This is a genomic window from Paenibacillus oralis (assembly GCF_003863965.1).
Taxonomy (GTDB): Bacteria; Bacillota; Bacilli; order Paenibacillales; family Paenibacillaceae; genus Fontibacillus; species Fontibacillus oralis.
On the sequence record NZ_RRCN01000001.1, the window covers coordinates 1,809,104 to 1,827,255 of the forward strand.

The window sequence follows — 18,152 nt, forward strand, 5'->3', positions numbered from 1 at the left end:
AATCAACTTATAAAAATATGGAGACTTAGTCCCTGGGCATCCGTTGAACTGCTAAAAAAATAAGAAGTATCAAACCCATATACCCAAATAGCGGATAAAGATAAGCAAGTAAGGAGGTGAACCCGGCTTGACTAATCAAAAAACTAGCAAGTAATATGCCAAGAACCAACCAACTTTTAGGAAGATTATAAAGACTTTGGATTTGACGAGAAATTCCGAATACATTGCCTATCAATGTGGTGAATATTTCTCCATAGATTACGAGCAAAAACAATACATGAAAATACCGCCCGAAATCTCGAATAATCTCGGCCATCGGAATATCGTATTGAAGAATCTCGGGCATCTTTGAGCTCATTGCAAAATGGCTGACAAGAAGCATAAAACCAAGACCAATGCCTCCCCAAAACCCTCCCCATTTTAATGCGCTTTCGTCATCCACCTCACTCCCTAGAGGAACCATAACGGCTAAAATAAAAGCAAAATTCAATCCTGCATACACAAACGGACTCACGACCACTTCAAATTGTACAGTTGTTGGTTCTGCCAACCGACTATATCAAAAATATTGTCTATTCTGACAACCTTTACGACAAGGAGAATAGTGAAAAAAAGCATCATGGGAACGACTAACGAGTTTACGAACATAATTCCGCTGATTTCCTTCGTCATCACCAGATAACACAAAATGATGCTGATGATAATACCCAGTTGATAGGGTAGACGGAGTTGTTCTTCGAAAATGGTACCGGTACCTGAAAGCATCACGGCCGTTACCCCAAATAGAATAATAAAAGTCAAGGCATTTGCGACTTTGCCGAAACTCTTGCCAAACAGATAAACATTAAACTCCTGATATGAAAATGCTTTGATCTGGTGAGCTAGAATCATCATTTTAGTGCCGATCCATACAAAAAGAAAGGTGCTGCATAAAATGCCTAATACCCCATAGGCTCCGTATACCGTGAAAAACTGCATAATCGACTGTCCTGAGGCAAATCCGGCTCCCACCACGGTTCCCGTATATGTCGCGGCGATTTGTATTATCATATTTGTTTTTTTCTTCATATTTCACCCATGTCCTGGTAGAGAATAGAATCATTAAATTCTATGCTTAAAAAAATTGCTTATTCCAAAAGGAACTCGTTGTCAGCCGTTATGACGAGAAACGATAGTGGTCCGGTAGATCATCAATTAACAAACTTGAGTCTTTAACAATGACATGGTAAATATGCAGCTCATGAATCTGGGCATGATTTTTGGAATCGGTAAACTTATGGTTTTGGCCTTTATTTATCTACCGAGGATGAATCTGTGCAATCAACGCCCCGCTTGGCGATGCTCGAAGCCAGCAGATATAGCCCCACATAGATAGGAAACGAATATGTATGTTTCCAGTGAACGGGGTGGTATAAATCGGCCATTTGTGAGACCGGCTCGGCCACAAAAGCGGAAAATCCCCCAAATAGGAGAGCTTTGAACAACGGATGTATGCCAGACTTGTACTGGTGTAAGAACATAACCGTGACGGGAAGAAGTGAAAAATTCCATGGAAAATTAGCGGGCATGAATGGTATGACTTCCCAGTGATAATGCCAAAGTCCCATGGCAATCCCAAGCTGGTCCAGCCACGACGACACGATAATCATCATAAACCCGGATAGGAGAAACTGTCCCGTAGTTCTCTTATCCCGAAATCCGATTCAAAATAGCCAGGAGTTCGAATCGATCGAAGAGCTTGCTGAGATGTCTGTCCAACGTCTTGTCGACTTCTTGGTGCAGCACGGCAGGAACCGTTTCGAAAATCCTGAAGCGGTCGCCAAGCCTTGCAGAAAGCCGCTCGCTCTTCGTATCGATTGCCCCAAGCGATGGCGGACTCTTTCAATCTCGCTATGGCTTCGAGTATCCCGTTCCTGCAGGCCAACATAATGAGGACGCATCCTTTTCGATTCCTGTGAATACGGTCATTATATTCAGCAACTTCTGAACAGGCAATCCCGCCAGAAGTTGGACGTTACCTTTCAGCGGAAACACAATACTGTCCACAAAGCAATGGCTAAATGGAAACTCATCCCTCTCCTTGACATTTGTTGGCGTTTTTCAATTATAGCGGTTGATTCTTAATGCAGACAGGTTTTGAACAAAATTGTTTCAGTCCATCCCAGTTGCCCCAGATGCAATTTTTGCATCGATTCGGTTGTCTTGGGGCAGAGGTAGTCCGGTTTTCAACGCTTGTACTGGATGTTGGTGACATGCAGGTATCCACCTTTCCAAATTTATGCAAACAGCATTTAAGTTGTCCAGAAACGAATTATCCTATTCCGCCAAGCAGCAATCCGCATCGTGAAAGTTCCACTTTGATCCAATCTACTCCAGCCCCCGCATACAAATATCAAAGACCGGATCTGTCCATATTGGACAACAGCCGGGCTTTGGTCCTATTTCGCAGGATAAGTTGTCTTCAAAAATTATCCTTTGAATTTTCCAACTAACGCGCGAAGCGAGCAAAGCAATCACTTTCTCTCCGGCGACTTGAATTTCAGTTTTTCCTGCTAGTCCGGGTTATCGGCGACAAGTCCGAACAGAGCGTCATAGTACGTCTGCCAGTTTTAATTCCCGTTATTATAAGGATCCAAATATTGCGCTTCTCCGATTATCACAAAACCACGCTGGCCCGTTTCCATATCGACAAGATCTTATTCGATGGATTGAGCCAGGCTGTGTACTTCCATATCATGATTCGTAATAAACTCGGTTTCCTTCTGGAATGCAGCCATCTGCATCCGGTTTGCCCAGAAAGCGAGGGACAAAAATCCGAAAGGCGCTGAAATCGAATACAAACTGACCGGACGCACAGGGGGGGACATCACGGTTTCCTCCCGGTTACGCGCATCGCCGTTGCAACGTCTTCAAATAAGCTGGCCTTGTACGCATTTTGGATAGCGGCAAACGAAGCACTGTATCTTTCCAGTCGCTAGCAAAAAACGGGCTAAGTGGTTGCAAGTACGGCTGCCCGAGCGAAGTCAGTCCATGCAGGTGGATGCAGAACCAGATCAAACCAAGACCGATACCCCACATGCCAAGCCATGCCGCCAGAATCAACAGTGAAAATTGAAGAAGCTTGCTCGCATTTGTCATTAAATAATTGGGAACGAGAAAGGAGGCATGGCGGAAATGGCGATTACAATCACCATCACGTTGCTTGCGATTCCCGCCTCCACGGCTGCTTGACCGATGACAATACCGCCTACGATGCCGAGTGTTTGGCTGGATTTGGTGGGCATGCGCATACTGGCTTCCTTTAATATTTCCAGAGTCAGCAGCATGAGCAGCGCCTCCCAGAACGGTGGATATGGAATTTCACTCCGTGATTACATCAGAAGAAATAGCATCTCCAAAGGAACCACCTGATAATGATGAACCGTCACCGCTACGTAAGCCGGGGTCAAAAACAAAGCAATTACAAACGCGACAAAACGAAGTCCCCGCAGGAAGGTGCTTACCAACCAGCGATGTACATAGTCTTCTGGGGATTGAAACAAATTAAGCTCAAGCTTTTGTCCAACTGCTCGGTTAGGCTGTCTTTAGGGCCGTACACAATCGATTCCTGCTCGGAAGAATCGATGGCGCGGCCCAACTGATTCTGCTTTTTGATTGCACAAACGTTCCCGATTTCATCAAAAACAAGGATTCCTCCTTGCAAGATGAGCTCTTCGGTTTGCTGCAGCGTCGTTACTTCCACCCGATCTTCGGAAATCACCTTTTGTCCTGCTTGTTCGTCCGGGGCGTGCAAAAGGGGAAGCACGATGTCGCTTTCGACCTGATTTTGATCCACAAAGGAACGGATGTAGAACAGCTTGACTTTCCGCCCTCCCGCATCCAACTCATGCACTTGTGCATCGTGAATATCGTGAAACAATTGCTGCACGTGCTGCGGAGACAAGTTACCTGCAGGAGGTTGGGTATCGGCTTCTTTTGGCGTATCGCTTTTGTCTTGCTTTTTAAACCAACCGATCCAACGCATCGTCTCCCTGCCTTTCGCGTTCAGTCCATGTATTATTTTTCCCGATATAACAAAAAACATGCTTCGCAGTTCCGGGTTGTTGGCAGTCTTGAGATTATGAGTCGGTTCGTGAAAAAACCACCGATTTTACTACCGGTGGCTTGAATCGTGAACATTTTGCGAACACTGCTTCTCCCAGTTGTTGCAGAAGTCCTCATACACTTTCTCAACCTTGCTGTCGGATATCATGTGCCTGGCCAAAAAGTCGTACCAGAACTGATCGAAAGACAAGGGCATCCGGGTTCCATATTGGGAACGAAGGGTTACATAACGGTCCCAGATTTTGATTCGGAATGCTGCCAACTCATCACATCGCTCCATGTCGGTTCGCCTTTAAGCGGCGCTGGTATCGCTGGATATTTCTGACGTTTTCGCTCTTTCTTCGGCCAGCTTTTGAAATTGTTTCGCTCTTTCCAGATGAAAGGCACGCAATTGGTCGTGATATTGAGCCATTTTCATGTGCCAGTCGTGCATTTGCCTGACATAAACGGCGTGGTCATGCGTAAACATGGGCATTGCCTGTTTAGTAAACTGCATTCGATACCATTCCTCCTTGGGTAGGTAAATTTTGAACTTACAGCATCAGTCTATGGCAGACGTGTAGAAGCGACACCGGCATCCGCCCGGTTTCCGGTCATTTTTATCGGGTTGTTTGTCTATACGCAGGCGGAGACACAACCTTCCTTACTTCGGCATAGGCTAAATGGTAACGAGAATGAGGAGGAGATTTCATCGTGTATGCTTATCCGAATGGAATGTACAGGGAAACGGCAAATCCCGCATTATCCACAGTAACCTTGGTTGACCCGTATTTTTATCACACCTTGCGCTCGCTTCAAGGAAAGCCGGTGGTTATTGAAACGTTTCGGGGCCCTGTTCGGGGTACGATAACCGACGTGAAACCGGATCATGTCTTGCTGCAAACAGACAATTCCTCATTTTTTCTGCGCACGCAGCAAATGATTTGGGTTATGCCCTCTTAGCACTCCGGCGCGGCATGAGACAAACGTTCCCTGTCATAAAGATAATAAGAACTATTAATCTGATAAGGGGATGATGTCCGCCATGTTCAAGCGCATCAATCGATTGCCCATTGCATTGCCTGTTCCCAAACATCCGGACGCCAACGCCGCGGCGGCTGTGCAGGAACTATTAGGCGGCCGTTTCGGGGAGATGTCTACGTTGAATAATTATTTGGTCCAATCTTCGAATTTTCGCAGCAAAAAAAAGCTGAAGCCCTTTTATGAACTTGTGGCCAGCATTACGGCGGAGGAGGTTGGCCATGTGGAATTGGTGATGAATTCCATTAATTTATGCCTGTCCGGTTCCACATTTCCGGCAGATCCGGATGCGGCTCCTCTGCGCAACGGGCTTGACAAACGCAATACCTACCATTTTATTGCAACGGCTCAAACCTCGTTGCCCGGCGATTCGATGGGCAAAGCATGGAACGGTGATTATGTCTTTAACAGTGGCAATCTGGTACTTGATCTGCTGCATAACTTTTTTCTCGAATGCGGCGCCCGCACCCATAAGATGCGCGTGTACGAGATGACAGATCATCCTGTCGCCCGCGAAATGACGGGTTACTTGCTGGTCCGCGGGGGAGTTCATGTGCTTGCTTACGCGAAGGCGCTCGAAATCATGACCGGAGTCGACGTCAAAAAAATGCTCCCTATTCCCAATCTAGAGAATCGGGCATTTGATGCGACCCGCAAATACGAAGAACAGGGAATTCATCGAAAGTTGTATACGTTTAGCGATTCAGACTATGAAGATATCGCTCAAATCTGGAAAGGATCCCACCCTTCCGACGGAGAGCGATTGGAAGTCGTCAGAGGAGTTCCCCAAGGAGGGGAAGTGCCCGATCTTGAAGAAGTGCCGGAAGAATTTGCCCCTGGCATCTCGAATGAGGATTTTATGCAGATTGCCCAACGGCTGCAAAAGCTCGCCGGATTGTAAGGTGTTGCGTTCCTATACGGGTAAGGGTTGCTGCTTATATGGCATGTATACGAAACCTTTATTTATTTCTATTAGCCGCGCGCGACTCCCAGCGTGCGGCTCGTCACATGGTGGCGGTCAAGCACAAGCCTTTATTTGAATGGTTTCAATTGCCTATCCCTTAGTTCTTGAATTTTATTTTCTAAATATTCGATGCGAGATTTTAGTTGTGCTTTCTCTATGACATGTTTTCTGCATATTTCCAGAAGTTTCTCGTTCTTTTCCTTCTCATTCTGAAGCGCCTGCTTAACTTTTTCATACCGATTCTCAAGCAATCTTTTGCCGCTTGGTCTGGTTGACGTTTCGATTGCAGTAGCTGCAATTTCTTCTGCCCCTTTTTCAATTTCCATCTGCAGCAAAATGGCTTGATCACAGCGTTCCTTAAGATCAGGACGATTATAGATCGTCTTTCGCTCAATGCCAGCTTTTTTAGCAATCGCTGATATGGACAGTTTTTTCTTTCCTTTTCGGAGGTTTGTTATTGCTTGTTCGATACGCTCCAGTGTAACGAGTTTATTTTCTTTAGAAGGGTCACTCATGCCATTCCCTCCCATTCGCTTGGTGTGATATTGTAATCTGAATGATTATCAATTCCGGAATAATTCACCTGGGTTTCCAACTCATCAATAATTCCTACGAGGTATTTTTCAATTGTCTTTAACTTGTTCTCATAAGGACCTCCAGCAGGTGCAGATGCCAATTCGCTACGAATTTTTTTCAACCGGCCTTTATGAACTTCAAGAAAGTCCGGAGTAGTCAAAAAATTGCGGCATCCTAAACATACCCCGTCGCCTTCACAAGGTTCATTTCGCATTGGATGGTGAAGACAAAGTCCATGTGACAAAATTTGAATCTTATGCGCTTTACGCAATTTATCAACTTGTTCGATGGTCTTTCCTTTGAATGGGTTAATTACTTTAAGTTTTTCTTTTATTTGAAGAGCCTGCTTACCAACAAGAACTGCGCCTTCATTGAATACTTTCGCGAACTTGTTCCTTACATCCTCTTGAAGCAGGTGTGTATAGTGCTGTGTACCTCTAATGGACTTGTGATTTAACAATTCCCGTATGGTTTCCAGAGAGGCCCCGCCTTTTAAAGCATACGTAGCGCAAGCGTGGCGGAATGTATGAGATGAAAAATCAGCAATATCTCCATTTTTATATCGGAGATTGTGTTTTTGAAGCCAGGGTCTTAGAAAATTCTTTGACCAATTTGCATGGGAAACTATACCCACGGGATATCCTTTGACATTACGTATTCGATTAAGAAATAAATACGGTAAGCCCGATTCTTTTCTTAACGGAGCCGTGTATTTTTCAACTTTCGTAATGGCTTGTACGACAAGGGCATTCGCTGGTTTATACACCCTCGTAGGTTCGGCTTGCAGTTTACCGGTGTTGTATACTAATTTAGTTTCTCCGCCAATTGGCTCAATGGAGGCATTATACATCGTAATGATTTCGCTAATGCGAAGTCCAAGCTGCAATCCAACTACTACGCTAGCTGCAACAAGTATATTTTCGTCCATATCTAAATCACTTACTGCTTTACGCAATATCTGATCGATCAACTGTTCGTCCGAAATTTTATCAATGTTTACTTGCTCTGCTTGCTTGGCATCCTTCTTTAACGCTTTGTTATTAATAATGAGCTCATTGTACATACCCTGAACAAATCGAACATCTTTTGGAACATCCCAGCCTTTAATATTTCCCTTTAATAAGATTTCTTTTAACGCCAATGCACTTTTCTTGATTGAAACAGAACTTATTAACTGACCGCTTGTCTCGCTTTTCGCTTCAGGCAAATACGTAAAATACATCTCCAATAAAATCTGATCAATTTCTGAAAACGACTCCACTTCCGGCGCATATTCTTTTATAAATTTAGAAAATCGAACAACACCGTCTAAATTTCGTTTGGCAGTTGAAAACTTGCCCGTGGTTAACTCATGATGCATAAACCATTTTATTACTTCTAGCATTTTGGGCTTATCAACAACAAATTCAAAATCAATCATAAGCCTCTTGCCAGACAAATGCTCTACATTAATAAATCCGTTAAAATCCCATACATTGTCTGAGAATTTACTATTACCGCAACGGAAATCTGATTGGGGTATTAGGGGGTTGTAATCAAACAATTGAAGCTTTATACTTTCAACCACTCTGCATCGCCTCCAAACGCCCTATAATCGTTTCTAAGGCGTATTCAACAGTCTCAAGATGATGTGTCTTCCCGATATACTCCTGAGCCATATATGCCTCTCTGTTGGCTCTGAGACGATCCAAATGGTCTTTATGAATTGGTAAGTGTTCGGGAGTCGTGATAAACTTAGGACAGATCACGCACATATTAAATTTAGAGCATATCTTGCCCTCATTATTTATCGGCTTCTGACAAGCCCCATCAGGCAATGAAGCAGACAATAGCGTTTCCGTGTCGAGATTCTTTCCTTGACCAAGTTCCTTCTCATTGATTTCCTTGACTATCATGCCAATAAATCCAAGCTTTTTATATTCGCTTTCAACTTTTGGATTTTGGACTTTTGCATATAAGCTTGTGGAGTGCAATGATTCGTGACCTAGATATTCTTGAATTTCAAACATGCTCATGCCCTTATTTAGCATGTCCGTTCCAAGCGTATGCCTAAATGCGTGAAAGGTTAATGGGTATAATTCGCCATTGTTATCTCTGATATCATACTTTTTGACAAACCGATAAAGTTTATCTCGAAATATTTTTTGGAGCAGTCTGGCGTACCGTATATTCCGTTTTTGCCAGTAAAGACAAATGTAGTTTGTTGCAAGTTCTTTCCTGGCCACTTCTGAGTATTGTTCAAGTAGTTGAACTGCCCGTTTGACTCGATTTGATACGGGGATATATCTGTCAGCCTTATTTTTCGGAGAGAAAACATACAATACGGGTTTTCCTGTAAAATCTTCAGTTATACAACCCTCGGTTAGGTCCAAAACCTCTGAAAGCCTTATTCCCGAATCGATGCCGATCTCCACAATAGACTTCAAGAGGATGTTATTCTCCTTTTTTAAAGCTATTTCAATCTGTTCCATTACATTATCGGGTATATACCTTGTCCTTAAAACATCATCTTGCTTCAGTGCTTGGTACTCATCTCCATCAAAAACCTGTCCCTCCGGAAAACCATCATACTCAAAAAACTGCCCATGTTCTACTACCCATTTTAGTGCAGACATAGCAACCGATCTTGTAGAGTTTGCTAAATGAATCTGTTGTAAATAATAAATATACATTTGAGTAATTTGGTGCGATAAATCGGCATAATCCATAATTTTCAAGTTGTATTCTTTCAGGAATTCAAAGAACCGTTTCAATGAATAATTATATCGATACAGTGTTTCGACGCTCGGCTTCCCTAGACTCATGCATTCAATTGTTATTTGCTTATGTATTTTCTTGAACCATTTATTTGGCAAATATGAAAATTCAAAAGATAATTTATCACCATAACTCGATTGATACGGAACCTCCCATCTATCAGTTTTTGTATCAACTGTTGAAATATACGCTCTACTCAATTCAACTCCGCGCTCCTTCTCTGACGCATGAAGCTTTCATATGCCGTTGTTTTCGCTTCAAGCGACAAATGTTGATACTTACTCGTAGACTTAACATCATTATGACCTAACCTATCTTGGACATAACGCATATCAAATCCCGATTCGGTGAGTTCGGTTCCATGGGTGTGCCTAAGCATGTGAGGAGTGCATTTAATACCCACTTGTTCAGATAGCTTATTGAAGAGCTTTGTTATCGTATCGCGGATCATATATTGGCCAGGGCTGGTTTCATGATTCACAAATATCGTAAGATGTTTTCCATCATCAGGGCGATGATACAAGATATAATCCTCTATGGCAAAGACAATATCTCTGCTGACGGGTATTTCCCTTTCTAGTGATTTGATGTTGTGGTCTTTATGGTATAGTGGATCATGCTCTTTTACCTTTATAACCCCAACTTTTGTTTGAATCTCATAATCACCTATACGAAGACCTAATGCCTCACTAATCCGGCAACCCGTTTCATAAAGAAATCTGAACAATAACTGATTTCGGGCATTTAAGCTCTCATCTGACTGTAACATCTCAAGTCCTTGATAGAGCTTTTCAACCTGTTCCCGAGTCAAACGCTTACCCTTAACTGATTTTTTCTCTTTAACTCGGAAGAAATTAAAACCCATATCTTTACGACTAACTTTCTGAACTAGGAAATGTCTGTTTTTTGAATCATCTTTATAAGTTAATGGGTTCTCCGTCACAAAGCCCCCAATCACTTCATAAAATCGATAAAATGAGGCTATTGTTGCCATATACTTATTCTTTGTCTTTGCAGATTTCTCTTTGTCCGTCTTTCCGACTTTCGTTTTCAAATACTCAAGCCAAGAAAACATATCCGCTTTCCTAACCTCGTAAAATTTAAGCCCCACTTCGTTTAACCAAGTGAAATATTCCTTTAAGTCTCTACTATAACCTTCGATTGTGTTCTCAGAGTGCCCCTTCTCTTCTAAATAGTGAAGAAACAATGTTATTTCCTCGACAATGTTGTAGTCCTCATCCACAACTACTACATTTCGTTTTCCGGCCTCATTGAGAGTTTTTTCAATTTTCAGATTACCCATATTCATCACCACCAAGATCAATACTATATGATGTTCAGCCAATGTTTTCCCACTTTAACCGAACTTGAGTGTATATATCATCCATCATCTATTATTATGGAGCTAATTGTCAATTATCATAGTTGAGTTCCGGACTAAACTCAAGAAACAAAAGGAACGATTCGCATATGCAATGCTCTTCCGCCGCGGGTACAATGAACTCTTTTGTGCTGCCATAGAAAAAGGTGTGTTGCCATAAGGCCAACACACCTTTTTCCTAGATATTATCCGTTGTGTACGGAAGCAACGCTACCGCCCTAGCACGTTTAATTGCAACTGTTAAAGCACGTTGATATTTTGCGCTTGTTCCAGTCACACGGCGAGGAAGAATCTTCCCCCGTTCACTAATGAACTTTTTAAGAACTTCCGTATTTTTGTAATCAATATGAGTAATTTTATTGACTGTAAAGTAGCAAACTTTTCTACGTTTACCTTTGCCACCTCTACGTGGAGCAAACTTTCTTTCGCCACGTTCTTCGTCATTTCTTTGTGCAAATGCCATTGTTATACTCTCGTTCCTTTCATTATGCATATTGGTCAAACGTAATAAGCTTTCTCTGGCTATCCCCTAGTTCAAAGTTGGGTGTGGATAAGTCTTACGACTTACCCACACCCAACTTCTCACTACGGGGCTGCACCCACATCTTGAAATAAGGATGGTCATCATCACTAGACTACATTGACTGTCATAACGTATTACACACTTTACTCAACATCATGCGATCTTAATAAACCGTGGATGCTGGTCGTAAATGAAGATTACCATTACACAGTTAAAATGCTTTAAAACCCCTTGTTTTACTGAGGTCTTAAAGCATTTTCTTGCTCTCAGATGTTACGCTCTCTAAAATGGCAGATCGTCATCCGAAATATCGATCGGTTTCCCGTCATCGGAGAAAGGATCATCTTGATTGCTGCGCGAGAATCCGCCGCCGCTGCGGTTGTTGCCACCGCTGCTGCTGCCGCCGCCTCCGAAAGGAGACTCCTCCCGCATGCCGCCTCCACCACCTGAGCCGCCTTCGCGATTCGACTCCAAGAAACGGACATTGTCGGCAATAACTTCGGTTACGTATACACGTCTGCCTTCGTTATTTTCGTAATTCCGTACTTGAATACGTCCTTCCACCGCCGTAAGCCGCCCTTTGCGCAAATAGTTCGCGCAAGTTTCGGCGAGTTGCCTCCAGGTGACAACCGGAATGAAATCCGCTTCCCGTTCTCCTCCCTGCGAAGTGAACGGTCTGTCCACCGCAATCGTAAACTGAGTCACCGCCACGCCGGAAGGCGTATAGCGAAGCTCGGGATCCCGGGTAAGACGTCCGATTAGAATGACACGGTTCAACAATCAAATCCCCTCCTTCGGGAAGTGTTTACTCAAACTTGAACAATTAGGCTACGTCTTTCGTGATGAGATAACGGATAACCTCGTCGGAAATCTTCAAAATCCGCTCAAGCTCGGCAACCACTTCAGGGGTAGCCGTGAAATTTACGAGCACGTAAATTCCGTCGCGAACCTTGTTAATCTCATACGCAAGCCGGCGTTTGCCCATTACATCGTGTTTGGTAATTTCACCGCCGTTTTGGATGATGCCTTGGAATTTTTCGACTGTAGCTTGAACAGCTTCTTGTTCAACGTCAGGACGAATAATGTACATCACTTCATATTTGCGCATCTGATTCACCTCCTCTTGGACTATGGCCCCCAAATTGCTGCGCCTGGGAGCAAGGAGCGAGCGTAAACTCGCACCATATTAATATACCAAATTGACCGTGCTACTGCAAGCATAAGCCTAAAAAGGGCCGAAGCGGCCCTGAGATATAAACTGCCGCGGTTTAACGGCCGCCCTGGCTTTCCGTTTTCCCCGCCCCCGTCAAATCTTTGAATTTATTGGACTTTGCGCCGTAAGTTCCCCGCATCACGGCAATCCCCAAGACGGCAATCGCCAGAGTTATGGCCAGCGCGAGATGGGGCCCGATTTCCCAAGCGGCGCCCGTAACGAGCGAGCCGATAAATGACCCCAGATATTGAATGCTGTTGAATATCCCGTTGGTCGTTCCCCGATAGCCGGCGTCGGCCATATCGTTGACACAGCTTTGGGCGATCGTGGACACACAGATGTAACAAACCATAAACAATACACTTCCCGCCAAAATAAACCCGTAGCTCGGCTTGTAGAACAAAGCGATGCCGACGGCACAGAGCAAAAAAGCAGCCTGCAGCAAAATATAGCGGTACCCTTTGGCCGCGATTCGCCCGGAAAATTTTAAAGCGATGATCGCTATAACCACCGCCGGCATAAACACCTTCCACATTCCATCCGTTCCCGTGATCGTCTGCAGATACATCGGAACAATGTAAAACACGGCCACCATCACATAATTGTTGATAAAGGCAGCTGCGTTTAATTTTAAGTAAGCTTTATTTTTCAGCAAACTCTTTACCAACGGTTTTAAACCGAGCGGAACATTATCCCCTGCAGGCTGATCTGTCGCCGTCCCTTTTGGCTCCCCCGCAGGCTCCTTTAAAAAGAACAAAATGAGCAGCCAGCTTACAGTAATAATGAAGGCGCACGCCAGAAACATTTCGTTGACGGTCAATATCCGGTGCACCATCGGTCCAAAGGCAAACGAGGCCGCAGCGGCAAAGCCGATGCTAGCGCTCGCGATGCTCATCGCTTTCAGACGCAGCCGTTCGTCCAATCCGGCGGATATCCAGGAAAATACCACGGCTATGACCGCCCCGCTCCCCTGGAGCGCACGAGCCGCAATCAGCCAGTAGATGCTGGTGGCGTAATAAGCGAGGACCAGCCCGACGATGACCTGGGCAAATCCGATCAAAATAACCTTTTTATTGCCGATCTTATCGCTCCATAATCCGAACGGAATCTGAAAAACCGCCTGCGCCAGACCAAATATGCCCAGCGCTATCCCGGCGAGCGTCGGCGTATATCCGCTCAGCGATTTGGAATAAACCGATATAAACGGCATCACCATCGTCATCGCGACCTGCCGGATGCTGACCGCGATGCTAAGTATAAGCAGAAAAGCAAGCCCTGCTCTTGTAAAACCTTCTGTCGTGTGTTTGCCGATGCCGTTCATTGAATCGTCTGCTCCCAATCCTGCGGCATATCTTGATTGACAATCCAAGATTTATCGATATGTTCCCGGAAAAATTGCGGCGTAACCACAGCCTTTACTTTAATGTGGCCGGTGATTCCCGTTTGTTCGCTTCTTTGCCGCTCCAACTCGGTAAACGTTCCCGGCCGGAATTGTACATAATGCGGAGGTTTAATGATCGTTTGCGAATAGTTGCGGTAGGCGATGCGGATGTCTTTCAACACCGCCGCAAAGGCGTCCATAAATCCGGTCATCGTCTCCTGCGGCAGAGCCTCCCCCATTTCAATTCCCAAACAATGATGGACAAAGCAATCCCGGTCCATCCAGCCGAAAAACAGATGAGGCCCCGCCTTCAGCTTGAGCCGGGCGGCAGCCTGATTTACGGCTTGAGCAATCTCCGCTTCATTCAGCTTCTCCCCCGTTATATTGACCATGGACACCGTCCGTCCGACGACTTTGACCTGCGGCGGATTGGCCGACACGAATCTCACCACATCACCAGTGGTATAGCGGTACAACCCATTAGAGCCCGTAATGATCATTTCATAAGGCACGTCCTGCTTCACTTCCGCCAAGGGGCAGACGCTGCCGCTTTCCGGATCGCGAAATTCAAAGTAATACAAATCCGCGTTCAGCGTAAGCCCCGGGTCCTGTTCGGAATAAACGCAGCCATACGCCCCTTCGGTGCCGGAATAAAAGTCGCTGACCCATACGCCGTCGCCCAGCAATTGCCGGATTTGCGGAATGAACGTATCGTAAAGTACGCCGGTAGACAACATCACCCGGAAGTTGGGCCACAGCTTCAATAAATCGATATTGCCATCACTGTCCATCGCCGCCCGCACCGTCTCACGGTATTCGGGCAAGCACGAAAACAAGCTGCCGCTCCGGTATTTGATATAATTCAATAAGTTCAGCGAGAAGCTGGTAATCCCGCCAATCCCGACAATATTATGCTTTAGCGCGTACTTGGCCGTTTCAAACATTCTGCGGTCGTAATCGTCAAGCTCCATCACCGAATCGGGGACCGGGTTAATATCCCTCAGCCTTGGGTTGTAGGAGCTCATGATCCCGGAAATATAGCCGACCGGAACCCCGTTGATTTCCCCAACCCGCCGCGGCCCCGCCGTCGATAAAACCTTTCCGTCGGGCGGCAATAATAAGCCGCCGCCGGATTCCATATACCCGATTAGATTCCGCGTGGCGGCGTGAGACCACTGGTCGAGGCTTTCCCGGGTATGCGGAATCAGCTTGGCCGTGCCGGACGAACCGCTGGTTTTTGCCCAGTAAAAGATCGGATCGCGGGTTAATACGCCCGGCTTCCACTGCGCCGCCTCCAAATCAGGGGCGTATTCGTTATAACTTCTAACCGGTACGGCCTGGCGATACTGAGCCGCCTCGCGGATTTGAGCAAACCGGTATCTGCGTCCCACTTCAGTCGATTCATTATTGCGTATGATAGATATTAGTAAATTTTGTTGTGTTTTTTCAATGTCGGTAAGTGACTCACGAAAAGCATTGTAATTTTCATACAATTGCCCGGTCAAGCGCTGTTTCGTAATCATCTTTGTATCATCCCTTTATTCGCAAATTCCTTTCATCAGAACCTGATACACTTCTTCCCAAGCTTGTTTCAAGGTCAAACCATGATCATGGAGAAACTGGTGCTCATAGATGATGGAACTCGTCTTCTCAATCATATAGATGAGAATTTCCGGACGAATCGTTGGCCTCAGCAATCCTTGCCCCACAGCCCCGTTTAATAAATCGGTAAGCAGCCGTACTTTAAAACGGCGGTATGCCTCCACCTTTTCCCATTCCCGGGGATAGATCAGACGTGCTTCTTCGATAACGGGTAGCGGCAATTTATATTTATGGTAGGAAAATACGACAGCGCGAAATCGATCCCGCCATTCCGTGGCTCTGTCCATTTCCTGAAGCGTACTGGTTCGATCGCTCCCCAACACCTCATCGAAGAAGACGGAAATGATTTCGTCCTTCCCCGAAAAGTACTTGTATATGGTTTTCTTGCTGATGCCAAGCTGTGCGGCCAAATCGTCAAGCGTAAACCTCCGCAGACCATGCCGGCCAATAAGCTGAGAGGCTGTTTCGATAATTCGTTCCCGCAGCATGACTCCCCCCCTTCTCCAATTCGCTTTAATAAGATCCGACACGCTTGGAAACTCATTTTCGTTTTTCAGTTTCCTTGCTTATAGTACTACTTTTTCAATAATTTGTAAATCGGACTATGGGTTTAAATTAGAATCCCGCCACATAACCTAAAAACGTTTCATATTCCTCAAAAGAACTGAAAGGAGGCAGCAAGCTGCAATGGGTGAACAAACCGAATTTGAAGAAGGACAGCGAGCCCCCAATCCCGGCGTATACGTTGAAGTCAGCGAAGGACGCAGCTTCCATACGCAAATTGAAAACCCCAAGCGGATAACGCTTGAAAAAGGCGACAAATTCCCGGAAACCACGAACAAAAACCGGAAGTGGAAAAAAGAAGAAAAAGCGCGGGTTCATTGATGATCCATTTCCAATTTTTTGCTTCGTATAAAAACCGGAGACCCGCACATAATATACTCAGACGGCGAGCAAGAGAGGTGTGGTTCCGTTGGATCAATCCGCAGGAAACAAACCATCAGGAGTATCTTGTCACTGCTTGTAGAAGCGTAAGAGCGCGGGTTGGATAAGACCCCTCTTCTCCAATCCGCGTATGCTAAGGCAGTATCGAATGGTTCTCTGGCTTGTGTGAAAAGATTTCCAAAAATCCAGTTCGCCGTCAACCAGGAAGGGCCCACAAGGGTCCTTCTTTATTTTTGGGGTTTGGGCTTTAGCTTTAGCTTTAGGGTTTGCGTTTTTTGCGTTTTATTGTCGCGGCCTCCCTCCTGCTAAGCTTCTTAAATAACAAGTTGCGTGAATGCATAAAAACGCCAACCTGCAGTGGGATTCTGTCAGTCTGGCGTTTTACCGTTTTAAAATAGCGGGGCCATCATTCTAACGGTTGTGAACGACGTTATTTCGCTAAAATGTAGGGAAAAATAATTTTAACGGTTGTGACAGAGCTTATTTACCGTATTTCTGCGGATTCGTGCCTATTTCACCCAAATAAGCGCGATTACAACCGTTAAAAATTGAAGTCCCGTCTTTTCGGCCAAATAAGCTCGCTCACAACCGTTAGCGACATACTGGAGCTCTGGAATGCAGGACCGTTCGCTCCAAATGATGGATTACCCACCTGACAATTAGTCGAGTGCCGGTTTCTAGGTTGACCCATTCAAAATAGTCCATTAAATCCGTGATATGTAGAACACCTAAGAACTTCTCTAGTTTTTTGTAATTTAGTTCTGCTTTTACCCAGATACAACGGAATCATCAACGTACTACCCGGAACTCTTTGCCGGCATCCGAATCACTCATGACGCAATTAATCAGAAAGTCGAGCGCAGACATCCGCAGCAGGCAGGCGGCCACCTCCGCGACAATCTCGTTGGTCTGTTCGACCCCCTTCGCGATCCGGACGAAGTCCTTGAGTTCTTGCGAGATGTAGAGGCGCGGATGGTTCACGGTATCTGTATAGCGCTTGACCACGCGTAAAACGAGATAGTCACCGCTAAAGTATAGCGCCAGGTCGTCGCGGATTAGCCATGCCCGGTGAAGATCATAGTCAAGCGGATCGTCGCAGAAATAGCCGTCGATGACCAAGACGCGCTCAAGGTTCAACGACATATGTAACTCTCCTTTCGACCAGGAATTGCCGCGTGATCAGCGACCGGCTTGCGCATGTGCAAGCACCTCCAATAATTCGAGTGCGGACATAGCAGCGATTTCCTGGATCGTTAGTTTTTGCGACAGATTGGCGTCAAACAATACACTGCAGAATGCGCCGACCGTTTGTAGCCCTCCGAATACCTCCCTGACTCTCTCAACGACGAGGTATGTACCTGCACCGGATTGCTCCGCGTAGACTGCGACATTCCCATTTAATCTAATCCCGTCGTGGACAAGCACAAACGGTTCGCCTAAACCGTCGGGGTCTTCGCAAATCTCCGTGATTTTTACGAGGTTCACTCGAATCATCCCTCCAATGCGCGATCAACATGTCTAGCTCGTTATCAGTGGTGTAGATTTAATGTAGCGCCTAAGCTGATGGAGTTTTCCATGCACAGCCTCCCAGGCCCGGCCCACTCTCCGACAACCGCGAAATAACCTCCCACTCGGCCTCAAGATCGCTCAATACCGCCAGATCATCCCTTATCAAAAAAAGCGTAA

21 protein-coding genes and 2 pseudogenes are annotated in these 18,152 nt (G+C 45.4%); 3 read left to right on the forward strand and 20 right to left on the reverse strand.

The genetic code is table 11. The annotated features are described in order from the left end of the window. Positions 1–25 precede the first annotated feature (25 nt). The 8 genes and pseudogenes from EHV15_RS08535 to EHV15_RS08575 all read right to left on the reverse strand — a co-directional run bounded on the left by EHV15_RS08535 (position 26) and on the right by EHV15_RS08575 (position 4,600). Positions 26–1,068 (reverse strand): annotated as a pseudogene (locus EHV15_RS08535) (YkvI family membrane protein). 221 nt (positions 1,069–1,289) lie between these two features. After that, positions 1,290–1,703 (reverse strand): CBO0543 family protein, encoded by a 414-nt coding sequence (locus tag EHV15_RS37885; protein ID WP_281281714.1) that lies wholly within the window; start codon positions 1,701–1,703, stop codon positions 1,290–1,292. 906 nt (positions 1,704–2,609) lie between these two features. Beyond that, entirely contained in the window at positions 2,610–2,684 is a 75-nt protein-coding gene (locus EHV15_RS38285; RefSeq protein ID WP_081494688.1) for a CHASE3 domain-containing protein, read from the reverse strand. A gap of 12 nt (positions 2,685–2,696) precedes the next feature. Then, a complete protein-coding gene (locus EHV15_RS36435) occupies positions 2,697–2,867 on the reverse strand; it encodes a hypothetical protein (protein ID WP_007779739.1) in 171 nt (56 codons plus the stop codon). A 16-nt stretch (positions 2,868–2,883) separates the two neighbouring features. After that, positions 2,884–3,542: pseudogene (locus EHV15_RS38290) on the reverse strand (spore germination protein). Continuing rightward, positions 3,500–4,024: a spore germination protein gene (locus EHV15_RS08565; protein WP_178075803.1), complete on the reverse strand. Its 525-nt coding sequence runs from the start codon at positions 4,022–4,024 to the stop codon at positions 3,500–3,502. Before EHV15_RS08565 ends, EHV15_RS38290 begins: the two are co-directional and overlap by 43 nt. A 129-nt stretch (positions 4,025–4,153) precedes the next feature. Further along, positions 4,154–4,384, reverse strand: coding sequence for a hypothetical protein (locus tag EHV15_RS08570; RefSeq protein ID WP_128630839.1), 231 nt, complete (start codon positions 4,382–4,384; stop codon positions 4,154–4,156). A gap of 12 nt (positions 4,385–4,396) precedes the next feature. Next, positions 4,397–4,600 carry a hypothetical protein gene (locus EHV15_RS08575; RefSeq protein ID WP_101807367.1) on the reverse strand — a complete coding sequence of 68 codons (204 nt, stop codon included), beginning with the start codon at positions 4,598–4,600 and terminating at the stop codon, positions 4,397–4,399. A 218-nt stretch (positions 4,601–4,818) separates the two neighbouring features. Here EHV15_RS08575 and EHV15_RS08580 point away from each other — a divergent pair, with 218 nt between their 5' ends. Next, positions 4,819–5,046: a YuzF family protein gene (locus EHV15_RS08580; protein ID WP_155615381.1), complete on the forward strand. Its 228-nt coding sequence runs from the start codon at positions 4,819–4,821 to the stop codon at positions 5,044–5,046. 82 nt (positions 5,047–5,128) lie between these two features. Then, complete coding sequence (locus tag EHV15_RS08585; protein WP_054943616.1) at positions 5,129–6,025, forward strand: manganese catalase family protein; 897 nt, start codon at positions 5,129–5,131, stop codon at positions 6,023–6,025. Between the two features lie 131 nt (positions 6,026–6,156). Here EHV15_RS08585 and EHV15_RS08590 read toward each other — a convergent pair whose 3' ends face one another. The 10 genes from EHV15_RS08590 to EHV15_RS08635 form a co-directional block, all read right to left on the reverse strand. Next, positions 6,157–6,603, reverse strand: coding sequence for a DUF6262 family protein (locus EHV15_RS08590; RefSeq protein ID WP_005828377.1), 447 nt, complete (start codon positions 6,601–6,603; stop codon positions 6,157–6,159). After that, positions 6,600–8,231 carry a tyrosine-type recombinase/integrase gene (locus EHV15_RS08595; protein WP_128630840.1) on the reverse strand — a complete coding sequence of 544 codons (1,632 nt, stop codon included), beginning with the start codon at positions 8,229–8,231 and terminating at the stop codon, positions 6,600–6,602. The genes EHV15_RS08590 and EHV15_RS08595 overlap by 4 nt, the downstream gene beginning before the upstream one ends. After that, entirely contained in the window at positions 8,224–9,621 is a 1,398-nt protein-coding gene (locus EHV15_RS08600; RefSeq protein ID WP_128630841.1) for a tyrosine-type recombinase/integrase, read from the reverse strand. Before EHV15_RS08600 ends, EHV15_RS08595 begins: the two co-directional genes overlap by 8 nt. Continuing rightward, positions 9,618–10,766, reverse strand: coding sequence for a tyrosine-type recombinase/integrase (locus tag EHV15_RS08605; RefSeq protein ID WP_237716596.1), 1,149 nt, complete (start codon positions 10,764–10,766; stop codon positions 9,618–9,620). The genes EHV15_RS08600 and EHV15_RS08605 overlap by 4 nt, the downstream gene beginning before the upstream one ends. Before the next feature lie 214 nt (positions 10,767–10,980). Further along, complete coding sequence (gene rpsR / locus EHV15_RS08610) at positions 10,981–11,265, reverse strand: 30S ribosomal protein S18 (protein WP_023559051.1); 285 nt, start codon at positions 11,263–11,265, stop codon at positions 10,981–10,983. A 342-nt stretch (positions 11,266–11,607) separates the two neighbouring features. Next, a complete protein-coding gene (gene ssb / locus EHV15_RS08615; protein WP_128630842.1) occupies positions 11,608–12,105 on the reverse strand; it encodes a single-stranded DNA-binding protein in 498 nt (165 codons plus the stop codon). A 43-nt stretch (positions 12,106–12,148) separates the two neighbouring features. Continuing rightward, positions 12,149–12,433 (reverse strand): 30S ribosomal protein S6, encoded by a 285-nt coding sequence (rpsF, locus tag EHV15_RS08620; protein ID WP_068784284.1) that lies wholly within the window; start codon positions 12,431–12,433, stop codon positions 12,149–12,151. Between the two features lie 160 nt (positions 12,434–12,593). Next, on the reverse strand, positions 12,594–13,859 hold the full coding sequence (locus EHV15_RS08625) for an MFS transporter (RefSeq protein WP_128630843.1): 1,266 nt from the start codon (positions 13,857–13,859) through the stop codon (positions 12,594–12,596). Continuing rightward, complete coding sequence (locus EHV15_RS08630; protein ID WP_128630844.1) at positions 13,856–15,442, reverse strand: GH3 family acyl-acid amido synthetase; 1,587 nt, start codon at positions 15,440–15,442, stop codon at positions 13,856–13,858. The genes EHV15_RS08625 and EHV15_RS08630 overlap by 4 nt, the downstream gene beginning before the upstream one ends. Positions 15,443–15,457: 15 nt before the next feature. Continuing rightward, positions 15,458–16,009 (reverse strand): TetR/AcrR family transcriptional regulator, encoded by a 552-nt coding sequence (locus tag EHV15_RS08635; RefSeq protein WP_128630845.1) that lies wholly within the window; start codon positions 16,007–16,009, stop codon positions 15,458–15,460. Between the two features lie 199 nt (positions 16,010–16,208). Here EHV15_RS08635 and EHV15_RS08640 point away from each other — a divergent pair, with 199 nt between their 5' ends. Further along, positions 16,209–16,406, forward strand: a complete 198-nt coding sequence (locus tag EHV15_RS08640; RefSeq protein WP_128630846.1) for a YjzC family protein — start codon at positions 16,209–16,211, stop codon at positions 16,404–16,406. An 849-nt stretch (positions 16,407–17,255) separates the two neighbouring features. Here EHV15_RS08640 and EHV15_RS08645 read toward each other — a convergent pair. Both EHV15_RS08645 and EHV15_RS08650 read right to left on the reverse strand, forming a co-directional pair. Beyond that, positions 17,256–17,609, reverse strand: coding sequence for a hypothetical protein (locus EHV15_RS08645; RefSeq protein ID WP_128630847.1), 354 nt, complete (start codon positions 17,607–17,609; stop codon positions 17,256–17,258). 36 nt (positions 17,610–17,645) lie between these two features. Beyond that, positions 17,646–17,951 (reverse strand): hypothetical protein, encoded by a 306-nt coding sequence (locus EHV15_RS08650; RefSeq protein ID WP_128630848.1) that lies wholly within the window; start codon positions 17,949–17,951, stop codon positions 17,646–17,648. Between the last annotated feature and the right edge of the window lie 201 nt (positions 17,952–18,152).

Bases quoted from the DNA above. Each gene is read 5' to 3' on its own strand.
- EHV15_RS08630 (WP_128630844.1), bottom strand. From the start codon at position 15,442: ATGATTACGAAACAGCGCTTGACCGGGCAATTGTATGAAAATTACAAT.
- EHV15_RS08565 (WP_178075803.1), bottom strand. From the start codon at position 4,024: ATGCGTTGGATCGGTTGGTTTAAAAAGCAAGACAAAAGCGATACGCCA.
- EHV15_RS08590 (WP_005828377.1), bottom strand. From the start codon at position 6,603: ATGAGTGACCCTTCTAAAGAAAATAAACTCGTTACACTGGAGCGTATC.
- EHV15_RS08570 (WP_128630839.1), bottom strand. From the start codon at position 4,384: ATGGAGCGATGTGATGAGTTGGCAGCATTCCGAATCAAAATCTGGGAC.
- EHV15_RS36435 (WP_007779739.1), bottom strand. From the start codon at position 2,867: ATGTCCCCCCCTGTGCGTCCGGTCAGTTTGTATTCGATTTCAGCGCCT.
- rpsR (WP_023559051.1), bottom strand. From the start codon at position 11,265: ATGGCATTTGCACAAAGAAATGACGAAGAACGTGGCGAAAGAAAGTTT.
- EHV15_RS08640 (WP_128630846.1), top strand. From the start codon at position 16,209: ATGGGTGAACAAACCGAATTTGAAGAAGGACAGCGAGCCCCCAATCCC.
- rpsF (WP_068784284.1), bottom strand. From the start codon at position 12,433: ATGCGCAAATATGAAGTGATGTACATTATTCGTCCTGACGTTGAACAA.
- EHV15_RS08585 (WP_054943616.1), top strand. From the start codon at position 5,129: ATGTTCAAGCGCATCAATCGATTGCCCATTGCATTGCCTGTTCCCAAA.
- EHV15_RS08635 (WP_128630845.1), bottom strand. From the start codon at position 16,009: ATGCTGCGGGAACGAATTATCGAAACAGCCTCTCAGCTTATTGGCCGG.
- EHV15_RS08575 (WP_101807367.1), bottom strand. From the start codon at position 4,600: ATGCAGTTTACTAAACAGGCAATGCCCATGTTTACGCATGACCACGCC.
- EHV15_RS08580 (WP_155615381.1), top strand. From the start codon at position 4,819: ATGTACAGGGAAACGGCAAATCCCGCATTATCCACAGTAACCTTGGTT.
- EHV15_RS08645 (WP_128630847.1), bottom strand. From the start codon at position 17,609: ATGTCGTTGAACCTTGAGCGCGTCTTGGTCATCGACGGCTATTTCTGC.
- EHV15_RS08625 (WP_128630843.1), bottom strand. From the start codon at position 13,859: ATGAACGGCATCGGCAAACACACGACAGAAGGTTTTACAAGAGCAGGG.